The sequence below is a fragment of the Ancylomarina sp. YFZ004 genome (genome assembly GCF_054254355.1).
Genome location: NZ_JBTCHQ010000007.1, coordinates 206,859 through 229,230 on the forward strand (window position 1 = coordinate 206,859; position 22,372 = coordinate 229,230).

A 22,372-nucleotide genomic window follows, 5' to 3' on the forward strand; every position below is an offset into this window, starting at 1 on the left:
ATATTGCAGAGGCTCAAGAAAGTTTCACTGCAGCAATTACAATAAGTAATGCGAATGCACAGCAAATGACAATTGTTGATGGAAATGCAATAGCAACAGTTAACGATGATGATGCTTACACAATTAGTATTGCAGATATCACCGTGAGTGAAAGTGATGCAAATGCGAATCACAATTTTGTTGCCACCATGAGTGGAGCAGCGCAAAGTGATATTGTGATCAGCTTTACAACAAGCAACGGAAGTGCTGATGGAACAGATTTCACAGCTCAGTCAGCACAGACTTATACGATTCTTGCAGGTTCAACAAGTGTGAATATTCCAGTAGCGATATTGGGAGATGATATTGCTGAGGCAACAGAAAGTTTCATTGCAGACATTACAATCAGTAATGCGAATGCACAACAAGTGACAATCGGAACAGGCAGTGCAACAGCAACAGTCAACGATGATGATGCTTACACCATAAGTATTGCAAATATCACCGTGAGTGAAAGTGATGTAAATGCGAATCACAACTTTGTGGCTACTATGAGTGGAACAGCACAAGAAGATGTTGTGATCAGCTTTACAACAAGCAATGGAAGTGCCAATGGAACAGATTTCACTGTTCAGTCAGCACAGACTTATACGATTCTTGCAGGTTCAACAACAGTTGAAATTCCAGTAGCGGTATTGGGGGATAATATTGCAGAAGCTCAAGAAAGTTTCACTGCAGTAATCACAATAAGTAATACGAATGCTCAGCAAGTGATTATCGGAACCGGAAATGCAACAGCAACGATTAACGATGATGATGCATACACCATCAGTATTGCAGATATCACCGTAAGTGAAACTGATGCAAATGCGAATCTCAATTTTGTGGCGACCATGAGTGGAACAGCACAAGAAAATGTTGTGATCAGCTTTACAACAAGCAATGGAAGTGCCGATGGAACAGATTTTACAGCTCAAACAAATCAGACTTATACAATTATTGCAGGTTCAACAAGTGTGAACATTCCAGTAGCGATATTAGGAGATGATATTGCTGAGGCTCAAGAAAGTTTCACTGCAGCTATTATAATTAGTGATGCCAATGCACAACAAGTAACTATTGGAACTGGAAGTGCAACAGCAACGATTAACGATGATGATGTTTATACAATTAGTATTGCAGATATCACCGTGAGTGAAACTGATGCAAATGCGAATCACAACTTTGTGGCTACTATGAGTGGTGAGGCACAAGAAGATGTTGTGATCAGTTTTACAACAAGCAATGGAAGTGCCGATGGAACAGATTTCACAGCTCAAACAAATCAGACTTATACGATCCTTGCAGGTTCAACAACAGTTGACATTCCAGTAGCGATATTGGGAGATGATATTGCAGAGGCTCAGGAAGCTTTCACAGCTGCAATTACAATAAGTAATGTCAATGCACAACAAGTGACAATCGGAACTGGAAGTGCAATAGCAACAGTTAACGATGATGATGCTTATACAATTGGTATTGCAAATATCACCGTGAGTGAAAGTGATGCAAATGCGAATCACAACTTTGTGGCGACCATGAGTGGAACAGCACAAAGTGATGTTGTGATCAGCTTTACCACAACAAATGGAAGTGCAGTCGGAACAGATTTCACAGCTCAGTCAGCACAGACTTATACCATTTTAGCAGGAAACACAAGTGTGAACATTCCAGTTGAGGTGTTAGGTGATGACATTGCCGAGACAACAGAAAGCTTCACTGCAGCGATCACAATGAGTGATGCGAATGCACAACAAGTAACAATCGGAACAGGCAGTGCAACAGCAACTATTAACGATGATGATGCTTACACAATCAGTATTGCTGATATCACCGTGAGTGAAAGTGATGCAAATGCGAATCACAATTTTGTTGCCACCATGAGTGGAACAGCACAAAGTGATGTTGTGATTAGCTTTACAACAAGCAATGGAAGTGCAGTCGGAACAGATTTCACAGCTCAGTCAGCACAGACTTATACAATTACTGCAGGTTCAACAAGTGTGAACATTCCAGTAACGGTATTGGGCGATGATATTGCTGAGGCTCAAGAAAGTTTCACTGCAGCAATTACAATAAGTAATGCGAATGCACAGCAAATGACAATTGTTGATGGAAATGCAATAGCAACAGTTAACGATGATGATGCTTACACAATTAGTATTGCAAATATCAACGTGAGTGAAACTGATGTAAATGCGAATCACAATTTTGTGGCGACCATGAGTGGAACAGCACAAAGTGATGTTGTGATCAGCTTTACAACAAGCAACTCAAGTGCAGTCGGAACAGATTTTACAGCTCAGACCGCACAGATTTATACCATTTTAGCAGGAAACACAAGTGTCAACATTCCAGTAGCGATATTGGGAGATGATATTGCAGAAGCTCAAGAAAGCTTCATTGCAGACATTACAATCAGTGATGCGTATGCGCAACAAGTGACTATCGGAACTGGAAGTGCAACGGCAACTATCAACGATGATGATGCTTACACTATTAGTATTGCAGATATCACCGTGAGTGAAACTGATGTAAATGCGAATCACAATTTTGTTGCCACCATGAGTGGAACAGCACAAGAAGATGTGGTGATCAGCTTTACCACAACTAATGGAAGTGCAGTCGGAACAGATTTCACAGCTCAGTCAGCACAGACTTATACGATTCTTGCAGGTTCAACAACAGTTGACATTCCAGTAGCGATATTGGGAGATGATATTGCTGAGGCAACAGAAAGCTTTACTGCAGCAATCACAATAAGTAATGCGAATGCACAACAAGTAACTATCGGAACAGGTAGTGCAACGGCAACAGTTAACGATGATGATGCTTATACCATCAGTATTGCAAATATCACCGTGAGTGAAACTGATGTAAATGCGAATCACAATTTTGTGGCGACCATGAGTGGAACAGCACAAGAAGATGTTGTGATCAGCTTTACAACAAGCAACGGAAGTGCCGATGGAACAGATTTAACAGCTCAAACAAATCAGACTTATACGATTACTGCAGGTTCAACAAGTGTGAACATTCCAGTAGCGATATTAGGCGATGATATTGCTGAGGCTCAAGAAAGTTTCACTGCAGCTATTATAATTAGTGATGCCAATGCACAGCAAGTAACTATTGGAACTGGAAGTGCAACAGCAACGATTAATGATGATGATGTTTATACAATTAGTATTGCAGATATTACTGTAGGTGAAAGTGATGTAAATGCTAATCACAACTTTGTGGCGACCATGAATGGAACAGCACAAAGTGATGTGGTGATCAGCTTTACAACAAGTAACGGAAGTGCTGATGGAACAGATTTCACAGCTCAAACAAATCAGACTTATACGATTACTGCAGGTTCAACAAGTGTGAACATTCCAGTAACGGTATTGGGCGATGATATTGCTGAGGCTCAAGAAAGTTTCACTGCAGCAATCACAATCAGTAATGCGAATGCACAACAAGTAACAATCGGAACTGAAAATGCAATAGCAACAATTAACGATGATGATGCTTACACCATCAGTATTGCTGATATCACCGTGAGTGAAAGTGATGCAAATGCGAATCACAATTTTGTTGTAAGCATGAATGGAGCAGCGCAAAGTGATGTTGTGATCAGCTTTACAACAACAAATGGAAGTGCAGTTGGAACAGATTTTACAGCCCAGTCAGCACAGACTTATACGATTACTGCAGGTTTAACAAGTGTGAATATTCCAGTTGAAGTATTAGGCGATGATATTGCAGAGGCTCAAGAAAGTTTCACTGCAGCAATTACAATAAGTAATGCGAATGCACAGCAAATGACAATTGTTGATGGAAATGCAATAGCAACAGTTAACGATGATGATGCTTACACAATTAGTATTGCAGATATCACCGTGAGTGAAAGTGATGCAAATGCGAATCACAATTTTGTTGCCACCATGAGTGGAGCAGCGCAAAGTGATATTGTGATCAGCTTTACAACAAGCAACGGAAGTGCTGATGGAACAGATTTCACAGCTCAGTCAGCACAGACTTATACGATTCTTGCAGGTTCAACAAGTGTGAATATTCCAGTAGCGATATTGGGAGATGATATTGCTGAGGCAACAGAAAGTTTCATTGCAGACATTACAATCAGTAATGCGAATGCACAACAAGTGACAATCGGAACAGGCAGTGCAACAGCAACAGTCAACGATGATGATGCTTACACCATAAGTATTGCAAATATCACCGTGAGTGAAAGTGATGTAAATGCGAATCACAACTTTGTGGCTACTATGAGTGGAACAGCACAAGAAGATGTTGTGATCAGCTTTACAACAAGCAATGGAAGTGCCAATGGAACAGATTTCACTGTTCAGTCAGCACAGACTTATACGATTCTTGCAGGTTCAACAACAGTTGAAATTCCAGTAGCGGTATTGGGGGATAATATTGCAGAAGCTCAAGAAAGTTTCACTGCAGTAATCACAATAAGTAATACGAATGCTCAGCAAGTGATTATCGGAACCGGAAATGCAACAGCAACGATTAACGATGATGATGCATACACCATCAGTATTGCAGATATCACTATAAGTGAAACAGATGCTAATGTTGATTACAACTTTGTGGTTAGCATGAGTGGAGCAGCACAAGAAGATGTTGTGATCAGCTTTACAACAACAAACTCAAGTGCAGTCGGAACAGATTTTATAGCTCAGTCAGCACAGATTTACACCATTTTAGCAGGAAACACAAGTGTGAACATTCCAGTAGCGATATTGGGAGATGATATTGCAGAAGCTCAGGAGAGCTTTACTGCATCAATCACAATGAGTGATGCGAATGCACAACAAGTGACTATCGGAACTGGAAGTACAACGGCCACTATTAACGATGATGATGCATACACTATAAGTATTGCAGATATCACCGTAAGTGAAACTGATGTTAATGCAAATCACAACTTTGTGGCGACCATGAGTGGTACAGCACAAGAAGATGTTGTGATCAGCTTTACAACAAGCAACGGAAGTGCAGTTGGAACAGATTTTACAGCTCAGTCAGGACAGACTTATACCATTTTAGCAGGAAACACAAGTGTGAATATTCCAGTTGAGGTGTTAGGTGACGATATTGCAGAAGCTCAAGAAAGCTTTACTGCAGACATTACAATAAGTAATGCGAATGCACAACAAGTGACAATCGGAACAGGCAGTGCAATAGCAACTGTTAATGATGATGATGCTTACACTATAAGTATTTCTGATATCACCGTGAGTGAGAGTGATGTAAATGCGAATCACAATTTTGTTGCCACAATGAGTGGAGCAGCACAAAGTGATATTGTGATTAGTTTTACGACAGCTAACTCAAGTGCAGTCGGAACAGATTTCACAACTCAGACAAATCAGACTTATACCATTTTAGCAGGAACAACAACAGTTGATATTCCAGTTGAGGTATTGGGAGATCTGACAGTTGAGTCAACTGAAATTTTTACTGCTACGATTACAGTCAGTAATACAAATTCACAGCAGATAACTATCGCTGATGGAAACGCTACTGGAACAATTAATGATAATGATTCTTCAGAAGTGAGTATTGCTGTTACAACCCAAGCTAGTGAGCCAGGAACTAACGGATTGTTCACTCTTACATTTACAAATCCTATTGATATTGACACAGAAATCACGTATAGTGTGAGTGGGATTGCAACCGAAGGAACTGATTTTAATAATCTTGGTACAACAATTACGATTCCTGCCAATTCAGTTGAACTAACAATTCCAGTTGAGGTAATTGATGATGATTTGGTTGAATCAGGAGGGGAAGATCTTATTGTAACATTGAATTCTACAAATAATTCTGTAACTCTATCAACGACTAGTTCAGCAAACATGAATTTAGGAGATGATGATTCTACAGATGTAACAATTGTAGCTTCTGATGATACGGCTCAAGAAGGTACTCCTGCTATAAATAATGCTGAATTCACAGTATCCTTGAGTAAAGCATCTACAGTTGCAACTGTTGTTAGTTACTCTGTAAATGGAACGGCAACAGAGGGAAGTGACTTTACGAGCTTGACAGGGACAATTACTATTCCTGCAGGAAGTAAAACAGTCACAATCGATCTTCTTGTAACAGATGATAATTTGTTCGAAGTTTCCGAAACGGTTATTGTAAGTCTGACAGGAATTACTTCTGGAGATGTTACCACTGTATTGGGAATACCAGTATCAGCTTCAGCAATAATAATTGATAATGATATTGATTGTTATGCAGGGGATGATGCCGAAATTTGTTCTTCGGATACAGATTATGCTTTAAGTGATGCAAGTCAAAACAATGCGAGTACATATATCTGGACAACGAATGGTTCAGGTACGTTTACTGATGCAAATATCTTGAATGCAGTTTACAATCCTGGTGAAGCAGACAGAACAAATGGCGAAGTTCAATTGACTTTGAGTGTTTCTGGAATTAGTGGAACTGATAGCGATGTGATGACACTTAAGATTTGGCAAGCAGTTATACTAGATGCAGGTGTAGAAACTGCTTTAATTAACGAAGGTGAAATTTATTCTGTTAGTGGTGCAACAGCTGAGAATTATGCAGTTATTATCTGGTCAAGCACAGGAGGAACTTTTGATGATGCTAATGCATTGAATCCTGTATTTACACCATCTACAACCAGTAATGTAGTGATTCGAATGACTGCTACAGGTTTGGGAACAGGTGCATGTTCTGATGTTTACGATGAAATTTCAATCACAATTAATGATTTCCCAACAGCAAATAACGAAAGTATAACTGGCCTGGAAGATCAAGAATTGAGTTTTTCTGAATCAAACTTCTCTGCTAATTATTCAGATGCCGAGGCTGACAATTTTGAAGGGATTAAGATCGTAAGTACAGAATCGATAGGTTCTTTAGAATTCAATAACTTGCCTGTTATTACTGGTTTGGAGATAGCAAATACTGATATTTCTAATTTGAAATTCATGCCGCTTACTAATGAGAATGGAATCAACTACGATTCATTCGAGTTTAAAGTGTTCGATGGAATTGCATATAGTTTTGAAACCTATACAATGAATATTTCTATCACAGCAGTGAATGACGAACCATCATTTAGCTTGATGAGTCCAAAAGACATTGAAGTAAGTGAAGATATTGGAATGCTTGTTATTAATGGGCAAATTGATTCACAATCAATAGGACCTGTTAATGAAGCAGGACAGGCTTTGACCTTACACATTATAAATGATAATTTCACATTGTTTAGTGCTCAACCAACATTGGATGCTTCTGGAAACTTAAGTTTCACACCAGCAAACCATATGTTTGGAATGGCAACTGTAAGCGTTTACATTTCTGACGATGGAGGAGTTGCTAATGGTGGTGATGATACATCGGAAGTACAAACATTTACAATTACTGTTGAGGCAGTAAACGATGATCCGGTAGCTGAAGATGATTTATTTACAATGGATGAAGATACGCCATTAAGTGGAGATGTTAAGTTAGACAACGGTAACGGAATTGATTTTGATCCGGACAATACGCCTGATAACTTCATTTACACTCTTGTTGATGGTGGTTCAGCAAACAGCAACGGAAGTTTGATATTCAATGCAGATGGAACATTCACATTCGTTCCAAATGCCGATTTCTTTGGAGATATAAGCTTTACTTATCAGGTTTGTGATGATCCTGTTGCTCCACTAATTCAAAAGTGTGATGAAGCAAGTGTGATAATTACAGTTACTCAGATAAGTGATACACCATTGGCAGTAGATGATAATCTATGGTTGAAGGAAGATTCTTCGATTAGTGGTAATGTGTTTGATAATGATGAACGATTAGTTGATATTCCAGTAGTTGTGCTAACAAATACGAATCCTGCAAATGGTGTGTTGATGATTAATCCTGATGGATCATTTACTTACACTCCAAATACAGGGTATTTTGGTAATGATTCATTTGAATATACCTTAAAGGATATCGATGGTGACGAATCAACAGCAAAAGTAAATATTGTTGTCGATCCGTTGGATTACGATCCAATTGCCAAGGATGATTTTGATACCATTAATGAGGATGAGATTAGCACTGGTGATTTATTCGCCAATGATGAAGATTTCATAAACAATCCAGTAGTTGTTGTTGCTAATACCAATCCAGCGAATGGAAATGTTGTTGTAAATTCCGATGGAACTTATATCTATACACCAAATCCAGATTACTTTGGAACGGATACTTTCACTTATACTTTGGAAGATTCCGATGGTGATCAAGATACTGCAACAGTTACAATAAGCATTAATTCAGTTAACGATCTGCCAATTGCGATTGATGATAATTATGAGCTAGATGAAGATGCATCGATTAGCGGATTATTAATGGATAATGATACTAATTTAGGAGACGTTCTTGTAACAGTTATTTCTAATACAGATACTCCTAATGGTATATTAAGCGTTAATCCTGATGGATCATATACTTATACACCAAATTCTGATTTCTTTGGAACGGATACCTTCACTTATACTATTGAAGATGTAAATGGAGATAAATCTACCGCAACTGTAAGGATTATAGTAAAACCTGTTAATGATTTACCTGTTGCTATTGATGATTCAAACTCAACCGATGAAGAAAAAGAAGTTTCGGGTAATGTATTAAGTAATGATACGAATTTGGGTGATGGGCCAGTGATGGTTTCTGATTTCACAAATCCAGCAAACGGGACTGTTCTTGTAAATGCTGATGGTTCATATACCTATTTACCTGATGATAACTTTAATGGTGTCGATACATTTACCTATACTATTGAGGATGCAAATGGAGATCAGTCTTTAGCAACTGTTTCAATTACAGTCTTACCTATTAACGATGCACCTATTGCAGACGATGATCGAATTGATGTTAGAGATAATGAGGAGATAATAATCTCTATTCTTGATAATGATCTGGATGTAGATGGTGATCAATTAACAGTTGTTATTACTGATGAACCGAAAAATGGTACGGTTCAGGTTAATGAGAACGGAACACTAACTTATATTGCTGATTTAGGTTCATATTGTAATACTGATCAATTTACTTATCAGGTTTGTGATCCTTCAGGTTTATGTGATCAAGCAAGTGTAACAATTGAGATTGGCGTAATGGATACTGATGAAGACAGTATTCCTGATGCTGTTGAAACTTTAAGCTTGAATTCTGATTCTGATATTGAGCTCAATTATCAAGATTTAGATAGTGATAATGATGGTATTTCTGATGAAGATGAAGCACAGATTTCAGATCCATGTACCGATCTTCCTGTAGATACCGATGGTGATAGTATTCCTGATTATCTGGATATTGATAGCGACAATGACGGATTTACCGACGAACAGGAAGGTGATGATGATTGTGATGACGATGGAACACCTGATTATTTAGATGCTTATGATGATTGTGCAGAATATATTCTAGTTCCTGAAGGATTTTCGCCAAATGGTGATGGCGTAAATGATTACTTCGTTATTAAAGGAATTAAGGATTTTCCTAATTCGAAATTATCAATTTTTAATCGTTGGGGTTCCAAGATATATCAAATGAAAGCCTATCAAAATGATTGGGATGGCCGTGCTGAGAACAATATGACAGTTGGGACAAAGATTGTACCCGAAGGCACTTACTATTATATAATTGATCTTGGAAACGGAGCGAAAATTATTAAAGGCTTTGTTTACATTAACTACTAAGAAAAAGAAACATGAATAGATCTTTAAACACTATAAAATACACTGTTTTACTGTTGTTACTCTTTGTTTCTGTTAAACAAGTGGAGGCTCAACAAGACCCTATGTACACGCAATACATGCATAACCCATTAACGGTAAATCCAGCTTATGCTGGCAGTACCGATATGTTGAGTGCTATATTTTTGGCTCGTGAACAATGGGTGGGATTCGATGGTGCTCCAAAATCGCGCACTTTGACATTGAGTGCTCCAGTAAGTAAATATAATCTTGGAGCTGGTTTCGCATTTATTAATGATGAGTTGGGCCCGGTAAAGCAGAATAGTTTCTTTGCTGATATTGCTTACCATTTAAAACTGGGTGAGCGAGGAACTCTTGCTATGGGTATTAAAGGTGGTTTTGATATGATTCAAATTGATTTGATGAATCTAACAATAAATCAACAAAATGATGGAACTTTTGAACAGAACTTCGCGGAGGAGTTTATTCTAAATTTTGGAATGGGATTCTATTACTATACGGATCGTTTCTTTTTAGGAGCCTCTATTCCCAGAGTGTTAAAGAATAGTTATGATAATGACGGAGTCAATACAACCAGTTTGGGTTATAAAGAGCGTCATTATTTTTTAACTACAGGAGCTTTATTCGATTTGAATAATTACATCAAATTGAAACCGTCTATTCTTTCTAAAATAGTATGGAATGCACCTCTGTCAATCGACCTTTCTGCCAATTTTATTTTTTACGATCAACTATGGTTAGGTGTTGGTTATCGAATAGAAGATTCAATGAACTTCTTAATTCATTACCAATTAACAGATCAAATTCGAGTGGGTTATGCTTTCGATTTAACAGAATCAGAACTTCGTCGTTATAGTAATGGGACGCATGAAATAATGGTCGCTTTCGATTTTCAGTTCAACAAAAAGAAAATAATGACACCAAGGTATTTTTAAGCGATTGGGAACTATAAAATTAAAGAACATGAAGAAAATAGCATGTATTATACTTTTTATTGGAATTTTATTTTCCAGTTTTTCAGTTAAAGCACAGATAGCAGAACGAGCTAACAAATGTTTTGAATCCTTTGCATATCAAGAGGCCATTGAGTTGTATGAGATTCTTTGGCAGAAAGACAGTTTAAACGAATCTGTTGCAAAACGACTAGCTACATCTTACAGATTGATTAATAATTCTGAACAAACGGAGCGATGGTATGCTCGCGTTGTAAAGATGTCTAGTGCCGAAAATGATGATTTTTTGTATTATGCGAAAGCTTTGCAAAGCAATAAGAAATACAATCAAGCTCAAATATGGATGGATAAGTATTTGAAAGGTGACTCAAAAGTTAAATTAACCCGGATCGATCCTATCAATATTTCGGATCTGATGAAAGATTCGATTCGATATAAAGTTCAAGCCATAAAGGCAAATTCAGAAGCATCCGATTTTGGGGTCTGTTTTTATAAAAATCAACTTGTTTTTTCTTCAGCCAGAGAGAAAAATACTTTGATTAAGAGAAATCACAAGTGGAATAATCAGAATTACCTTAGATTGTATAAGGCTAATGTCGAAGCTGACGGTGAATTAATGAAAATACGTTTGTTTGAAAACAAGTTGGCAACGAATTATCATGACGGCCCAGTTTGTTTTAATGAAGAAGGTGACGAGATGTTTCTGACTCGAAATCATGTTTCTAATTCAAAAAGAGTCAAACGAAATCAGGAAGGAATAGTTAGTATTAAGCTCTATTATTGCAAAAAGGAAGGTAATAAATGGTCAGAACCTAAATTGCTTCCTTTCAATATGGATGGCTATTCAACAGGACACCCAGCATTATCCTCTGATGCTAAAAGCTTGTATTTTATCTCAGATAGACCTGGAGGTTTTGGTGGAACAGACTTGTATGTGTGTCATCGAAACGAGAACGGATGGGGGATAATCGAAAATTTAGGTTCTCATATTAATACTTTTGAGAACGAGATGTTTCCTTTTGTCACCGAAAACCAAAACTTATATTTTGCATCAAAAGGACATGTCGGACTTGGAGGACTAGATCTTTTTTCGATAGATTTAAATCAGAAAGATTCGAAGCCCATAAATTTGGGATACCCTGTCAATACGTCGAAAGATGACTTTGGTTTGATTATTAAGAATGGGAAAGGGTATTTTGCCTCCAATCGTTTGAAAGGGCAAAGTTTCGATGATATCTATAAATTTTCAATTGAATCCAGCTTAGTTAGAGGTCAGGTGTTTCATGCAGTTACAAATGAGGTTCTAGGGAATACGCTTGTCACCTTAAATGATGAAAATGATCAACCAATAGAAAGGGTAACTACTGAAGAGAATGGGAAATTTGAATTTCTTGTTCATGGAGGACAGACATATCAAATTAGATCGGTAAAAGAAAGCTTTATCGATGGTGAAGCTGTAATCGCGGACTCTGCCTTAAAGGACAAAACCGATTATTACATTCCGGTCCATCAGGCTACCGAAAACACATTGTTTTTTGAAGGATTGCTTGTTTTAAAAGAAGGACAAAGTCCTATCGAGGGATTGACGATTTCAGTCCAGGATAATCAAACAAAAGAAAAATTTGAATTATTGAGCGATATTGAAGGAATATTTTCATGTCAACTAAAGCGTGAAACACAATACAAGCTGGCGTATCGTAAAGAAAGTTTGATGTCGAAATATGATGAGATCAGTACCTATAATTTAACTGGTAATAAAATTCATATTCGTGAAGAGTTCGATCGTTTAGAGGTCGGTAAAACCTTTGTTTTAGAAAATATTTTATACGATTTAAATAAATCCAATATTAGAGAGGATGCTGCCATGGAACTCGGTAAATTGGTTCTTATTATGGAGGATAATCCAAGCCTAAAAATTGAATTAAGCTCGCATACCGACTCTAGAGGTAGCGATGCTTATAACCTCGCATTATCACAACGAAGAGCTAAATCTGCTGTTGCCTTTATCATTTCAAAAGGCATTTCAAAAGACCGGGTTGTAGCCAAAGGATATGGTGAATCCAAGTTGATTAATCGATGTTTAAATGGTGTGGTATGTAGCAAAGCCGAACATCAAGCTAACAGACGTACAGAAATTAAAATTTTGAGGTTTTAGGAAATAAGGCGTTCTTTCCTCGGGCTGCTGCAAAAAGTTCGTCAGGGTTTCAAAAATCTTAGTGCCTGTTTAATTGTTTTTAAAGCTTGTCAAATGAAAGAAGGGAGACTTCCATGAAATCTCCCTTTAAAATTCGTCTGGATGTTAGGATTTGAACTTGCAATCCTTGATCCCCTTCACGGTAACTTTGTTAAGTTTGTTGATATTGAAGCTTCTTGTGTTTTGTAATTTCAAGTGTGAATCTATTTTGAATTCATATTTGATCTTATATCACTTGAGATTTAATTTTACGCTTTTAGATCTATATTCATGAAGTAGATGTTAAACTCAAATCACGAACTCGTTGAAACCTCACGACCCTTGTATCAAAATATCCTCACTAAAAGCGGAAGAATCAGAAGGCCTTTTGTAACATCCTGCATAAAATTGTCCATGAACAAGCTTATCGATTCAAACTAACTAAAGAATGTCACCGTCTTATAGAAAATACATCAAATCACTGTCAAAGGAATGATTCATTCGATATCATCTTTTCATCATTAAATAAAACAGTATCCATAAGATCTGGCCCCTTGATCATGAAGTTTGTATTAGGTTTATGATATGTTTTTGTTAATTCATGGGAAAAATACATTTTCTATTATATTGAACACTTGTACTTTCGATAATTTTTTTACTTTTGTTATCCCCTCAACGATGGAATTCTTTAATTCCTAAGTTGAAGATCTACTAAAACAACCATCCGTTATCGCATATTTCTATGCGGCTTAATCTACTGTATTATAATTTAAACTGGCATCTGTATGACTCTTGCATTCGCAATAGCCTGTTTGTGTGCTGTTTTATAGTCTTTATATCGTTTATTCAACAGTTTGTGAATAGCTCCATATCTCCCAGTATGACGAGAGAAGTACTTACAATAAAATTGTCGAACTCTCTGGTTTAACGTATGTATTCTAAAGCTAAAATGTACTTATTCCTAATAATTAAAATTAACTAAATGAAGAAATTTTACTCATTCATTCTTTTAAAGAACAATGCTTTAAAAGATTCCTTTTTAATCAGCTGGTGTAGGAGGATCCTCCCCAGTCTCTTATTGGTGTTTTTAACCGTTCTTCCAAGTTTCGGACAAGATGTAATTGCTTTCCAAAGCTTTGAGTCATCTGCTTCGGATACATGGACTTATACTGAAACGGTCAATAATGGAACAATAGCCATTGGTCCTGAAAAATATCAATCGGGAGCCAATTCGTTAAAAATGACTGGTTCTGCGAGTGGTTCAAATAGTGATTTGTGGATCGTTTTCAGTTCCATTGATGTGTCACAATACAATGATCTTAAATTATCCATCGGGTATGCAGCTGATGGTCCTGATTCAGGTGATGATCTGGAATTTTGGGTAAAGGAAGATGATGGCGATTTTGTTCAGAAAACTTTTGTGGACGGTTACAATAGTAGTAAATATGATTTTGGAGGGACTCCGCATTTAGCTACAGGATCGACTACTGACAATCCTTATATTTATAACATCCCTTCTGGAGTTCAGAAAGTCGAGTTTAAGGTTCTTTTCGATGAAAAGACCAGTAAAAACAATACTTTTGATCATTATTTTATTGATGATGTGAAGCTGACCGGGATTTCAATTCATTCGACAAAACCCGTTCTGTCTTTAAGTGTTAATCCCGAAGTTTCGATTACTAAAGAAGCCGATACGGAAAATTTTGTATTTACAGCTAGCTTGAGTGCTGCATTGGGCGTTCCTCTTGATGTCAATGTAGAAATTTCAGGTGACAATATTGCCAATACTGATTATTCATTATCAGGATCGACTATTTCCATACCTGCTGGTGCAACTACTGGAACTGTTGGCTTAAATATATTAAACGAAAGTGATAAGGAGTATGATGAAGAATTAACGCTTTCGTTGTCTGCAAATTCCGAATTGGTAAATGTTATTGATGGTAGTTATACTTTAACTATTCAGGATGACGACATGTTTTTGCATGCTGGTACCGAGGAGGATCCTTATACTGTCGAGGAGGCTATTTTGTTGGGAGTATCCAGAGATGTTCATTATGCTGTAGGCTATATTGTTGGTGTTGGTAATGATTTTGAGTCTCCCTTTGATAATGGAAACTATGTGACTGTTGCTGATTCCAAGGATGAAGTTGATTTTACCAAGTGTTTAAATCTGCAGTTGGGAACAGCCTTAAAGCCAAGTTGGAATTTGGTGAGTAATCTAAATGTATTACATAAAAAAATCACGTTTAATGGTTATAGAGATAATTATTATAGTCATCAGTCATTCGAAGGGAATTCTGAGATTGTAGATCTAACACCTACCAATCTACCCTTTGTTAGCCTATCTGTATCCACCAATGCAGGTGTTGAAGAAGAGCAAACAGAGATTACTGTAACTGCGACGTCTTCTGTTGCTGTTACAGCGCCTCAGACGGTTCAACTTTCAGTAGGTGGTTTTCAGGTTACTGAAAGTGATTACAGTTTAAGCAGTCCATCGATTACCATAGCTGCGAATTCAACAATAGGATCAGTTACATTTACTTTGCTTGATGATGCAGATAAAGAGGCTGATGAAGTCGCCTTGATTTCCATTAGCTCTGCAAGTGATGGCGTAAGTATTGGATCCCATTATTCTGAAAAAATAACGATAACCAATGCTGAATCCAATGCGAAAGCTTTTGGAACGCCAAAGAATCCAACATTTGATGTTGTAACGTCGACTTTCGCAGGCGATTATTATGCAGGTATCGAGAATAAGTCGTCCCAGACTTTACGCGACGCCTTACAGCTTGTGGTTGTGAATTCGACAACCCACGGTCAAAATTATGGTGATATTTGGTTGATGTTGAAGGAAGCGGATGAAAATCCTGCAAACCCCAATGAGGTTTGGTTGATTTATCGTGAACTTGGACTTGATAAAGGAGAGCAGGATGGTCATTCGAGTTCAACTGATCTGTGGAACAGAGAGCATGTTTGGGCACAATCATTAGGCGGTTTTAAAAGTGGAACCACTTCTACCTCAGATGGGAAAGATGCGTATTTCGAAACGACTGCTGACGATTTGGCTCACGGTCATGCTGATGGTCACCATTTGCGTGCTGCCCATAAGAATGAAAATTCCTCACGTGGGAATAAAGATTTTTCTGACGCTACAACCACTAATACATATTCACCTCCATTAAGCGCTCGTGGCGATGTTGCCCGTTCTTTATTGTACATGGAAATTCGTTATAATGCCTTGACAGTTGTTAATGGTTTTGCAAGTGAGACAGGTTCTCATACCATTGGTGATTTAGTGACCCTTTTAAAATGGCATACTGAAGATCCTGTTGATGATTTTGAAAAAAATAGAAACAACGTCATCTATGAATGGCAGAACAACCGTAACCCATTTATTGATTACCCTCAAATGGTCGATTATATATGGGGTGATAAGACGGATCAAGCTTGGACTTCAAGCGGAACTCCAGTGAAACAAGCACAAACCATCACTTTTGCCGAGCTGGCTAACAAGACCTTTGGTGATGTGACTTTCGATTTATCTGCATCTTCAACATCCAACTTAGAAGTAAGCTTCGAATTGGTATCAGGTCCAGCAACTTTAGTTGGAAAAACGCTGACCTTAACTGGTGCAGGTGATGTTGTGATTAAAGCCACTCAAGCTGGGAATGCAAACTATTTAGCTGGAACAGAAGTAACTCGTACCCTAACAGTTGATAAAAAAGCACAAACCATCACTTTTGCAGAATTTGCTAACAAGACCTTTGGTGATGTAGCTTTCGATTTATCAGCAACTTCAACATCCAACTTAGAAGTGAGTTTCGAATTGGTATCAGGACCAGCAACTTTAGTGGGCGAAACTTTAACCTTAACTGGTGCAGGTGATGTTGTGATAAAAGCAACTCAAGCTGGTAATACAAATTATTTAGCTGGAACAGAAGTAATGCGTACCCTAACAGTTAATAAAAAAGCACAAACCATCACTTTTGCAGAACTTGCTAACAAGACCTTTGGTGATGTCGCTTTCGATTTATCAGCGACTTCTACTTCAACACTTGATGTCGCTTTCGAATTGGTTTTAGGTCCAGCAACTTTAGTGGGTGAAACTTTAACCTTAACTGGAGCAGGTGATGTTGTGATTAAAGCAACTCAAGCTGGTAATACAAATTATTTGGGAGCAGATGCCATTACACATACCTTAACGGTTAATAAATCAAATCAGGAAATTACATTCTCTGGAGCAGAAAGCATTTTGTTCGCATCGGGTACTTTAACTCTAAAGGCCTCATCTAATTCTGGTTTAACTATTGCTTATAGTATAGTCAAAGGTGATGTGACTTTAAGTGGGAATATTTTAACATTAAATGCCTTGGGTGAAGTTGTTATTGAAGCCAAACAGCTTGGAAATGCGAATTATAACGCAGCCACTCCGGTGTCTTATACATTTAATGTCGTTCAGAATGCTCAAACATTAAACTTTACTTCTATAGATAATTTTGAATACACCACAAAAGAAGAAGTTGTTCTTGAAGCTAATGTATCATCGGGTAAACAAGTGACTTTTGAGATACTTGAAGGTAATGGCTCAATTCAAGGAAACACCCTTTCTATATTAGGAGCAGGGCATTTTGTGATTAAAGCCATTCAAGCAGGTGATCATGAATATGCATCGGTTGAACAAACTCGTGAATTTGATGTTCAGAAAACAAGTCAAACGATCACTTTTACAAAATTAGAAGACAGAGAGTATCGACCAGAGAGCCAGGGCTTGATGTCTGGTTCAAGTTCTATGCTTCCTCTTACTTTTGAATTAATTAGTGGACCTGCAACCATACTTGGTTCTTCATTAATGATCAATGGAGTTGGTGAGATTACGGTGAAAGCAACACAAGCGGGTAATGAGAATTATTTAGCTGCTGATCCAGTTGTACAAACATTTACGGTGAGTAAAGCATCTCAAATCATAAGCTTTGATGCAATCCCAGACAGACCATTTAAAAATGAAAGTTATGGCTTGTCTGCTAGCTCAAATGCAGCACATGTATTAGAGATAACTTTTGAATTAATTAGTGGGCCTGCAACTTTACTTGGTTCTTCATTGATGATCAATGGAGTTGGTGAGATTACTGTAAAGGCCACCCAAGCAGGAAATGAAAATTATCTTGCTGCAGATCCTATCGTTCAGAAATTTACTGTTAGCAAAGCATCTCAAATCATAAGCTTTGATGCAATTCCAGACAGACCATTCAAAAATGAATCCTATGATTTAGTAGCGAGATCTGATGCAGGAGCTGATTTGAAAGTAAGTTTTGAATTAATTAGTGGGCCTGCAACTTTACTTGGTTCTTCATTAATGATTAACGGTGCTGGTGAAATTGTGGTAAAAGCTTCTCAGGAAGGGAATGAGAATTACTTAGCTGCAGACCCTGTAATACAGAGTTTCATTGTTAGTAAAGCAAACCAAACTATCGATTTTGCTGAGTTAGCTGACAAAACCTTTGGTGATGCAGCCTTCGATTTATCAGCTACATCAACATCAAACTTGGAAGTAGCCTTTGAATTGATCTCTGGCCCTGCAAGTCTTACAGGAAAAGCGCTAAGTATTACAGGTGCTGGTGAAATTGTTATTAAGGCAACTCAATCAGGAAATGAGAATATCTTATCAGCTGAACTAAGTCGAACTTTAAATGTGCTTAAGGCTGATCAAACCATTACTTTTGATCCAGTTGAAGATTATGTATTTGGAGAAGAATCTAAAGTATTGAATGCAAGTTCAACTTCATTATTGTCTATTGAGTTTGAGATTACCGAAGGATTAGGGGAAATAGATGCAAACGTATTTACCCCAACCGTGATCGGTCAATTCACAATTCGAGCTTATCAGCTTGGGAATGACAATTACAATTCAACAGAAGCAACTCAAAGCTTTCTTGTTGATTATCCAACAGGTATCGATGATGTATTTGTTGAGGAGATTAAGATGTATCCTAATCCAACAACGGATTATATAAATATCGATTTCCCAACGGATAAATTAAAAAATATCAAGATCTTAAACATGAAAGGACAGCTTATTAAAACAGCTCAAGCCTATCAAAGCTTAAGGTTGAATGTCCAGGATTTAAAAGAAGGGATATATTTAATATCCATTCAAACAGATGAAACAGTCATTACGAAACGATTCGTAAAACTTAATAACTAAATTAGAAAAAGGGTGTCAATTTTGACACCCTTTTTTTATACCTCACTTCAGCCAAGCTACCCAAACAATGCAATCACATTAAAACTTCTTCACAGAATAGTGGAAGTCTAAGTATACATTTGATATTAAAACTGCTGTAATCGTTATGGGTGTTGTGAATGAAACAGAAAATCAATCTCCAGCATACACAACAAACATCAATTCCTCTAGTTGGTTCAAGTGTTCATGCAGATATCCTATCTACATACCGTGAGTTAGGGATATGTATCTCTTTTGTAGCTCATCAAAACCAATCTACAGTGTAAAAACACCTGTCAGGCCTTTTTTTATACACAGAAAAGATCGCATAGCCTTTATCAGTGAATTTAACTCTATCTTTGCAGCCCATTATAGAGCCAAATAAGTTGAATAATGCTTACCCACTTTTTTGTGGTACGATCAAATAGATATATAAATAAGTCACATCAATATGAAAGATCTTTCCAAAGTAGAAAAGATAAACACAGTAATTGAAGAATATTTTAACACAAATGCTTCACTTACAATAGCACCAGTAAAAGATTTAATGCCTGCTTTTATTAAAGCTGGAATTTTTACAAAAGATATTAAAAGAGGATTGCCAATTCGCTTAATCCTTAGAGAACTCGATACTAACAATGAGTTGGCTTTAATACCCTTTGTTCATGCCGAAAGACATGGAGAACATACTTATTGGTATTTTGTTCCAGCCAATGCAAGCACTCCGGATGCTCCCTACAAACAGGAAAAAAAGAACCCGGAAAATGATCCGATTGCGATTCGTTTAAACAGTGACGAAACCTATGTCATTGGTTTATGCGATAAAGTATTATCTCTAAAAGCGAATCGTCATAAAAGATTTGATTTCCTTATGGGTGATCTGCACAAAGACGGGAAAACAAAAACCATGCTTCCTGTTGATGCTTATTATGAAGAATTGCAATTGGTTGTAGAATACAAAGAAATACAGAACTTTAGACCTGTAGCCATTCGCGATAAAGATGAGGAAGACGAGGAGGATACAAATACTGTGACGAGAGAAGAGCTACGAAGAATATACGATGAACGAAGAGCAAAAGTTCTTCCAAAGAATGAAATTTCTTTGGTCGTAATTTCTTATTCTGATTTTGTTTTCAACGATAAAAATAAAATTATCCGTATGGAAGAAAACGATTTGGAGATAGTAGAGAAAGCATTAATAGATTTTCGCAAGTAAAGGAAACAATACTAAGAATTAGTAAGCTTGACAGAACTGAATCATCAGAGCTGTCAAGCTTTTTTTGTTTTAATAGAAGGAAGCATTTCCAAATTTGACGAAGCCTAGTCTGCTTTCTTTCGCGATTCCTCAAATAAACATAGGGCTGGCTTTAAATTAATACATGTCAGGCTCTGACTATAACTGCTGCAGATATCTTATCTGCAGGTTTCGAGTTGGGAATATATAATTCCTCTTTGCAGTTTATGCGATTAAAAATCGCCAATTCTTTACCCCAGATTACAAATCTGGGGCAGCTATAACTTTAATGATTATTTATGCATTGTCATGTCCCGAAAACTATAGACGTGGTGTAAATGTCAGGGTATGACTGATATTGTAGAGTCTATTGGTCCCGAGTATTCGGGATCACAGTAAGAGTGAGACCCTCAAGTCTCAGCTGCTGCAGGTAACCCTATCTGCATGGCTAGGGGTATTTATGCCTTCCCAACAGCATATCTAGCTAAGCAAACATTTTAAGTAAGGAAATACGTCGCAGAAGATCACTGGTGGCACAAGAATGCCGAAGCTAAGTTTTCTTTGAACTCATACACTCAATATTTAATAAAAAGATGCAGAAACTTGGTTCTAAAAAGATTTCAACCTCATTAAAAACTTGAAGTATTCTTCTCTCATCTTCTATTCAATTTACTTAACTTTGTTTATTACAGTTTAACTGAAACTTGCGCAAAGAGCATCAATATATTGAAGAATTAATCCCAATTAAATTCTGGGTTTTTTTACTGCTGTTTAGTTATCGATTAAAGAAAACTAGAAATGAAAATACTACATACATCCGATTGGCATTTGGGGCATCGTCTTCATGAGCAATCGCAATACGAAGAGCAATCGCAGTTTTTAGCCTGGTTAGAGACTTACATTAAAACCGAGGAGGTGTCGGTTTTGTTGGTATCAGGTGATATCTTCGATACAGGCGTTCCCTCTACTCAAAGTCAGAAAATGTATTATGATTTTCTGATTAAATTGGCGAATAGCTTTTGTAAGCATGTGGTGATTACGGGTGGTAATCACGATGCTCCTGGAACCATAAATGCACCTAAGGCCTTGCTGTCTGCATTGCAAGTTCAGGTAGTTGGTAAGGTGACAGAGAATGTGGACGATGAGGTTTTTAAACTTTATGTTGGCGATGAACAGGTAATTGTAGCAGCGGTCCCATACATGAGAGATCAGGATATCAGGCGAGCTGTTGCAGGGGAATCCTTCGACGATATTGGAGATAGATATAAAATGGCTTTGGTGAATCATTATACTGAAGTAGGAGCCTATTGTGAAAGCCTAAAATCGGAGAATGTGCCTGTCATTGGTATGGGGCATTTGTTTGCTATTGGTGGATCTACATCGGATAGTGAGCAGAGTATTTATGTGGGAAGTTTGGGTGATATTGGTGCTGATGATTTTCCTGAGGTTTTCGATTATATGGCTCTGGGTCATTTGCATCGCCCTCAAAAGGCTGGGGGAACAGATCATATTCGCTATTCGGGTTCACCCACAATCTTAAGCTTTAGCGAAATTGGCTACGACAAAAATGTGATTTTGGTTGAGAGTGATGGGGAGAAGCCACTGAGGATAGAAAATATTCTGGTTCCTAAGTTTCGGGAAGTGCTTCGGGTGAAAGGTTCGGTTGAGGACTGCATCACAGACTTGATGAAGATTGACAGGTTGACTTATGCTTTAAAACCATGGGTCGAAGTGGTGATCGATAACAACATAAATACCAAAATTGAGAGTCTGGAAATTAATAAGGCAGCTGAAGATCTGAACTTGGAGGTTTTGAAAATCAGTTTAAAAAACGAACGAAACATACAAGGCTTGGAGGCTTTAATAGAGAGTTCCAAACAAATTAAAGAGCTGCAACCACTCGAGGTTTTTAAAATGAAATGCAAGGAGCAGAATTTTGATATCGATGAAAATATTGAAATTTTTGATGCCTTTAATGAAGCTTTGCAAATAGCCAGAGAGAATTAGACTGAT

The 22,372-nt window shown here is 37.4% G+C and carries 6 protein-coding genes (1 of these 6 running past the window's edge); all 6 read left to right on the forward strand.

What is annotated here, in order from left to right:
• Positions 1-9,758: the final stretch of a Calx-beta domain-containing protein gene (locus ACXR6G_RS12880; protein ID WP_458361842.1), read on the forward strand. It extends 18,301 nt beyond the left edge of the window; 9,758 of the gene's 28,059 nt are visible here — the last part of the coding sequence; the start codon falls outside the window, past its left edge; the stop codon is at positions 9,756-9,758.
• A gap of 11 nt (positions 9,759-9,769) precedes the next feature.
• The gene (locus ACXR6G_RS12885; protein WP_458361843.1) at positions 9,770-10,711 is read left to right on the forward strand and encodes a PorP/SprF family type IX secretion system membrane protein; all 942 of its coding nucleotides are present in this window, start codon (positions 9,770-9,772) and stop codon (positions 10,709-10,711) included.
• Positions 10,712-10,739: 28 nt separating this feature from the next.
• The gene (locus ACXR6G_RS12890) at positions 10,740-12,884 is read left to right on the forward strand and encodes an OmpA family protein (RefSeq protein ID WP_458361844.1); all 2,145 of its coding nucleotides are present in this window, start codon (positions 10,740-10,742) and stop codon (positions 12,882-12,884) included.
• A 1,000-nt stretch (positions 12,885-13,884) separates the two neighbouring features.
• A complete protein-coding gene (locus ACXR6G_RS12895) occupies positions 13,885-19,107 on the forward strand; it encodes an endonuclease (RefSeq protein WP_458361845.1) in 5,223 nt (1,740 codons plus the stop codon).
• A 469-nt stretch (positions 19,108-19,576) separates the two neighbouring features.
• Positions 19,577-20,341, forward strand: a complete 765-nt coding sequence (locus ACXR6G_RS12900) for a hypothetical protein (protein ID WP_458361846.1) — start codon at positions 19,577-19,579, stop codon at positions 20,339-20,341.
• A gap of 816 nt (positions 20,342-21,157) precedes the next feature.
• Positions 21,158-22,366: an exonuclease SbcCD subunit D C-terminal domain-containing protein gene (locus ACXR6G_RS12905; RefSeq protein WP_458361847.1), complete on the forward strand. Its 1,209-nt coding sequence runs from the start codon at positions 21,158-21,160 to the stop codon at positions 22,364-22,366.
• Positions 22,367-22,372 lie beyond the last annotated feature (6 nt).